Annotated in this window: 3 protein-coding genes; all 3 read right to left on the bottom strand. The window is 71.5% G+C overall.

The annotated features are described in order from the left end of the window. Positions 1 to 365 precede the first annotated feature (365 nt). The 3 genes from J2X65_RS26830 to J2X65_RS26820 all read right to left on the bottom strand — a co-directional run bounded on the left by J2X65_RS26830 (position 366) and on the right by J2X65_RS26820 (position 4,358). Positions 366 to 1,769, bottom strand: a complete 1,404-nt coding sequence (locus J2X65_RS26830; RefSeq protein ID WP_310208543.1) for an NAD(P)(+) transhydrogenase (Re/Si-specific) subunit beta — start codon at positions 1,767 to 1,769, stop codon at positions 366 to 368. Between the two features lie 10 nt (positions 1,770 to 1,779). Beyond that, positions 1,780 to 2,274, bottom strand: a complete 495-nt coding sequence (locus J2X65_RS26825) for a proton-translocating transhydrogenase family protein (RefSeq protein WP_310208541.1) — start codon at positions 2,272 to 2,274, stop codon at positions 1,780 to 1,782. Positions 2,275 to 3,194: 920 nt separating this feature from the next. After that, positions 3,195 to 4,358, bottom strand: a complete 1,164-nt coding sequence (locus tag J2X65_RS26820; protein ID WP_310208538.1) for a Re/Si-specific NAD(P)(+) transhydrogenase subunit alpha — start codon at positions 4,356 to 4,358, stop codon at positions 3,195 to 3,197. Position 4,359 lies beyond the last annotated feature (1 nt).

Here is a 4,359-nt window from a genome sequence, read left to right as displayed (position 1 = left end):
ACGTCACCCGCCCACCCCCGGTATGGTGCGGTGTAGGGTGGGTGCGATTTCGGTCTGGGGTGTGCGGTGCGGTTGGCCTGGCGGCGGCCGGGGGCCGCCTTGCTCCCGTCCGTCCGGGCTCGCTGCCCGCCCGGGCTGTCCCCTCGCCCGGCCCCTCGCCCGGGCTCTCCGCTCGCCCGGTCGCCCAGGCTCTCCCCTCGCCCAAGCTCCCCTCGCCCCTCGCCCAGGCTGTCTCCTCGCCCTCGCCCTCTTCCCTGGCGCGGCTCATAGGAAGGGCGCGCTCCCGGCAGGAAGCGCGCCCCGATGTCGGCGCCCCGATGTCGGCACCCTTTATGTCGGCGGCGAGGGGGCGGGCCCCCGTCGCGTCAGTGGGCGAGGTTCTTGACGATGTCCTCGACCATCTTCTTGGCGTCGGCGAACAGCATCATGGTGTTGTCGCGGAAGAACAGCTCGTTCTCCACCCCGGCATAGCCCGCCGCCATGCCGCGCTTGATGAACAGCACCGTCTTCGCCTTCTCCACGTCGAGGATCGGCATGCCGTAGATCGCCGAGGTCGGGTCGGTCTTCGCCGCCGGGTTGGTCACGTCGTTGGCGCCGATCACGAAGGCCACGTCCGCCTGGGCGAACTCCGAGTTGATGTCCTCGAGCTCGAACACCTCGTCATAGGGCACGTTCGCCTCCGCCAGCAGCACGTTCATGTGCCCGGGCATGCGGCCCGCCACCGGGTGGATGGCGTATTTCACCTCGACGCCCTCCTCCTTCAGCTTGTCGGCCATCTCGCGCAGCGCATGCTGGGCCTGCGCCACCGCCATGCCGTAGCCCGGCACGATGATCACCTTCGCCGCGTTCTTCATGATGAAGGCGGCGTCCTCCGCCGAGCCCTGCTTCACCGGACGGCTCTCCACCGCGCCGGCCGGTCCCGCCGCCGCATCGCCGCCGAAGCCGCCGAGGATCACCGACACGAAGGAGCGGTTCATCCCCTTGCACATGATGTAGGACAGGATCGCGCCCGACGAGCCCACCAGCGCCCCGGTGATGATCAGCGCCGTGTTGCCCAGCGTGAAGCCGATGCCCGCCGCCGCCCAGCCCGAATAGCTGTTCAGCATCGACACCACCACCGGCATGTCCGCCCCGCCGATCGGGATGATCAAGAGGCCGCCGAACACCAGGCTGGCGATGACGATCAGCCAGAACACCGTGTGGCTCTCGGTCAGCGTCAGCACCACCACCAGCAGCACGATCAGCACCGCCAGGCCGGCATTGATGACGTGGCGCGCCGGCAAGAGGATCGGCTTGCCGCTCATATTGCCGTTCAGCTTGGCAAACGCGATCACCGAGCCGGTGAAGGTGATGGCGCCGATCGCCACCCCGAGGCTCATCTCCACCAGCGCCTGGCCGTGGATGGCGCCGACCGCGCCGATGCCGAAGGCTTCCGGCGCATAGAGCGCCGCCGCCGCCACCGCCACCGCGGCGAGGCCGACCAGCGAGTGGAACGCCGCCACCAGTTGCGGCATCTGCGTCATGGCGATCTTGCGGGCGATATAGGCGCCGGCGCCGCCGCCGATGGCGAGGCCGCCGATCACCAGCAGCCAGCCGCCGATCCCGGCCGGCGGGCTCGCCGACAGCGTGGTCAGCACCGCGATGGCCATGCCGACCATGCCGAACAGATTGCCCTGGCGCGAGGTCGCCGGGCTCGACAGCCCGCGCAGCGCCATGATGAACAGCACCCCGGAGACGAGGTACAAAAGCGCGACGATATTGGCGTTCATCCCGTCGCCCTCACTTCTTCTTGGAGTACATGGCGAGCATCCGGCTGGTCACCAGAAAGCCGCCGAAGATGTTCACGCTCGCCAGGATCAGCCCGATGAAGCCAAAGCCCTTGGCCCAGCCGGTGCCCTCGGCGACCGTGTCGACGCCCACCGCCAGCAGCGCGCCGACCACGATCACCGAGGAGATCGCGTTGGTGACGCTCATCAGCGGCGTGTGCAGCGCCGGCGTCACCGACCACACCACGTAATAGCCGACGAACACCGCCAGCACGAAGATCGCCAGCCGGAACACGAACGGGTCGATCGCCCCGCCGGTCAGCGTGTGCGCCGCCGCGCCGGCGGCATCGGCGAAACCGCCCGCAGAACCGCCCGCCTGCACCGCCTGCGCCGCCGCGTCGGCATAGGCCTGCGCCGCCTCCGCCGCCCGCTTGGCGACCTCCGCCGCCGCCCGGGCGCCTTCCAGCGCCTGCGCCGGATCCGCCGGCACGCCCGATGGATTGGCCATCTTCCTCTCCCCGTTGTCTCAAGGACCGGCCGGGGTCCTGCCCCGTGCCGCCCGCCGCTTCGTCCAGTCTCTGTCGTCGTGTCGTTTCTGTCGTCGTTGGTGTAGGCGCTGCGCCGCCGCGAGGCCGCGCCGGTCGCTCATCGTGTCGCGTCATGGGACGGGAGTGGTGCTCCCGCCTGAATGTCGTTGCCGGGCGCAGGCCGGACTCGTGCGTCCACCCCGTGCGTCCCAGCGGGCCGCCGGCCGGCCCGTTCCGAGCGCCGCCGCGTCCCCGCCGTTCCTCACATCACCTGCGGGCGAGGCCCCCTCACCCACTTTGCGGGCGAGCCTCCTCACCCACTTTTGCGGGCGAGCCCCCCTCACCCCACCCCTCTCCCCCTCGGGGAGAGGGAGCGGGTCGTTCTTCGCCTCACGGCGAGGACGAGGCGACAGGAAACGCCTGCCATCCGTGCGCCCGGCCGTCCTCCCTCGGGAGGGAGGACAGGGACGCGTCCGCTCCGTGCGGACAAGTCCCCGCTCCCCGTGGGGCAAGTCCCCGCTCCGTGCGGCCAAGCCCCCTCTCCCCGTGGGGGAGAGGGATGGGGTGAGGGGAAGCGCCGCCGAAGGATCCGGCCGGAGAGCCGTCGCCGGCCGGTCCCGCCTGAGCGACGCCGGAGACCGCCGCCCATCCGGGCCGGGACGCCGGCCCCCAGGAGACGGACGGCCCGGAGACGGACGGCCCGGAGACGGACGGCCCGCCCGGACCGCCGGCACCCGCCCGAGCGGCGGGCCGTCCCGGTCCTGGCGCTGCGGACCGCAGCAACACCGCAAGGCCACACCGGCACGCCGGAAGAAGACGCCGCAAGGTCCAGCACCAGAAGGCCCCGCACCGCCTGGCCCCACACCGGCACGCCAGCACGCCGGCGAGCGCCGCGCGTGCCTCAGGCCGCCGCCGGAGCCCCGGCTTCCTCGACCTTGCCGCCGAAGCCCGGATGCACCACCGCCCCGCCACGGGTCAGCAGCGTCGCCTTCACCAGCTCGTCGTCCCACTTCACCGCCAGCGCCTTGGTCCCCTTGTCCACCAGCGTCTCGACGAAGGCATAGAGGTTCTTGGCGTAAAGCTGCGACGCCGTCGCCGCCAGACGCCCGGGCACGTTGAGATGGCCGACGACCTTCACCCCGTTCGCCGTGGTCACCACCTCGCCGGCCACGGAGCCTTCGACATTGCCGCCGCGCTCCACCGCCAGGTCGACGATCACCGAGCCGGCCTTCATCGACGCCACCATCTCCGCCGACAGCAGCTTCGGCGCCGCACGCCCGGGGATCAGCGCCGTGGTGATGACGATGTCCTGCTTGGCGATGTGGCTCGCCACCAGCGCCGCCTGCTTGGCCTGGTACTCCGCCGACATCGCCTTCGCATAGCCGCCGGCCGTCTCAGCCTGCTTGAACTCCTCGTCCTCCACCGCGATGAACTTGCCGCCGAGGCTCTCCACCTGCTCCTTCGCCGCCGGCCGCACATCGGTGGCCGACACCACCGCGCCGAGCCGCCGCGCCGTGGCGATCGCCTGCAGCCCGGCCACGCCGGCGCCCATCACGAACACCCGCGCCGCCGGCACCGTGCCCGCCGCCGTCATCATCATCGGGAACGCCCGGCCGAACTCGCCCGCCGCATCCACCACCGCGCGATACCCCGCGAGGTTGGCCTGGCTCGACAGCACGTCCATCACCTGCGCCCTTGTGATGCGCGGCATCAACTCCATCGCGAACAGGCTCACCCCGGTGCCGGCGATCTCGTCGAGCGCCGCCTCGTTGCCATAGGGATCGGCGATGGCGATCACCAGCGCCCCGGGCGCCACCTGCGCCAGGTCCGCCGCCACCGGCCGCCGCACCGCCAGCACGATCTCCGCCCCGGCCCCGGCCGACACGTTGTCCGCCGCGATCCGCGCCCCCGCCGCCGCATAGTCCGCGTCCGACACCCCGGACGCCACCCCGGCCCCCGACGCCACGACAACCTCCCCGCCAAGACCGGCAAGCCGCTTCAACGTCTCAACCGACGCCGAAACCCGCGGCTCAAACCCAGGCTCGCAAAATACCGATATGCGCATG

It is taken from the genome of Ancylobacter sp. 3268 (assembly GCF_031456575.1).
Classification (GTDB): domain Bacteria; phylum Pseudomonadota; class Alphaproteobacteria; order Rhizobiales; family Xanthobacteraceae; genus Ancylobacter.
Note: the sequence above shows the minus strand (reverse complement) of the source record. Positions and strands in the feature narration are given on the sequence as shown.

Coding starts and splice junctions, on each gene's coding strand:
- J2X65_RS26830 (WP_310208543.1), bottom strand. CDS start 1,769: ATGAACGCCAATATCGTCGCGCTTTTGTACCTCGTCTCCGGGGTGCTG.
- J2X65_RS26825 (WP_310208541.1), bottom strand. CDS start 2,274: ATGGCCAATCCATCGGGCGTGCCGGCGGATCCGGCGCAGGCGCTGGAA.
- J2X65_RS26820 (WP_310208538.1), bottom strand. CDS start 4,358: ATGCGCATATCGGTATTTTGCGAGCCTGGGTTTGAGCCGCGGGTTTCG.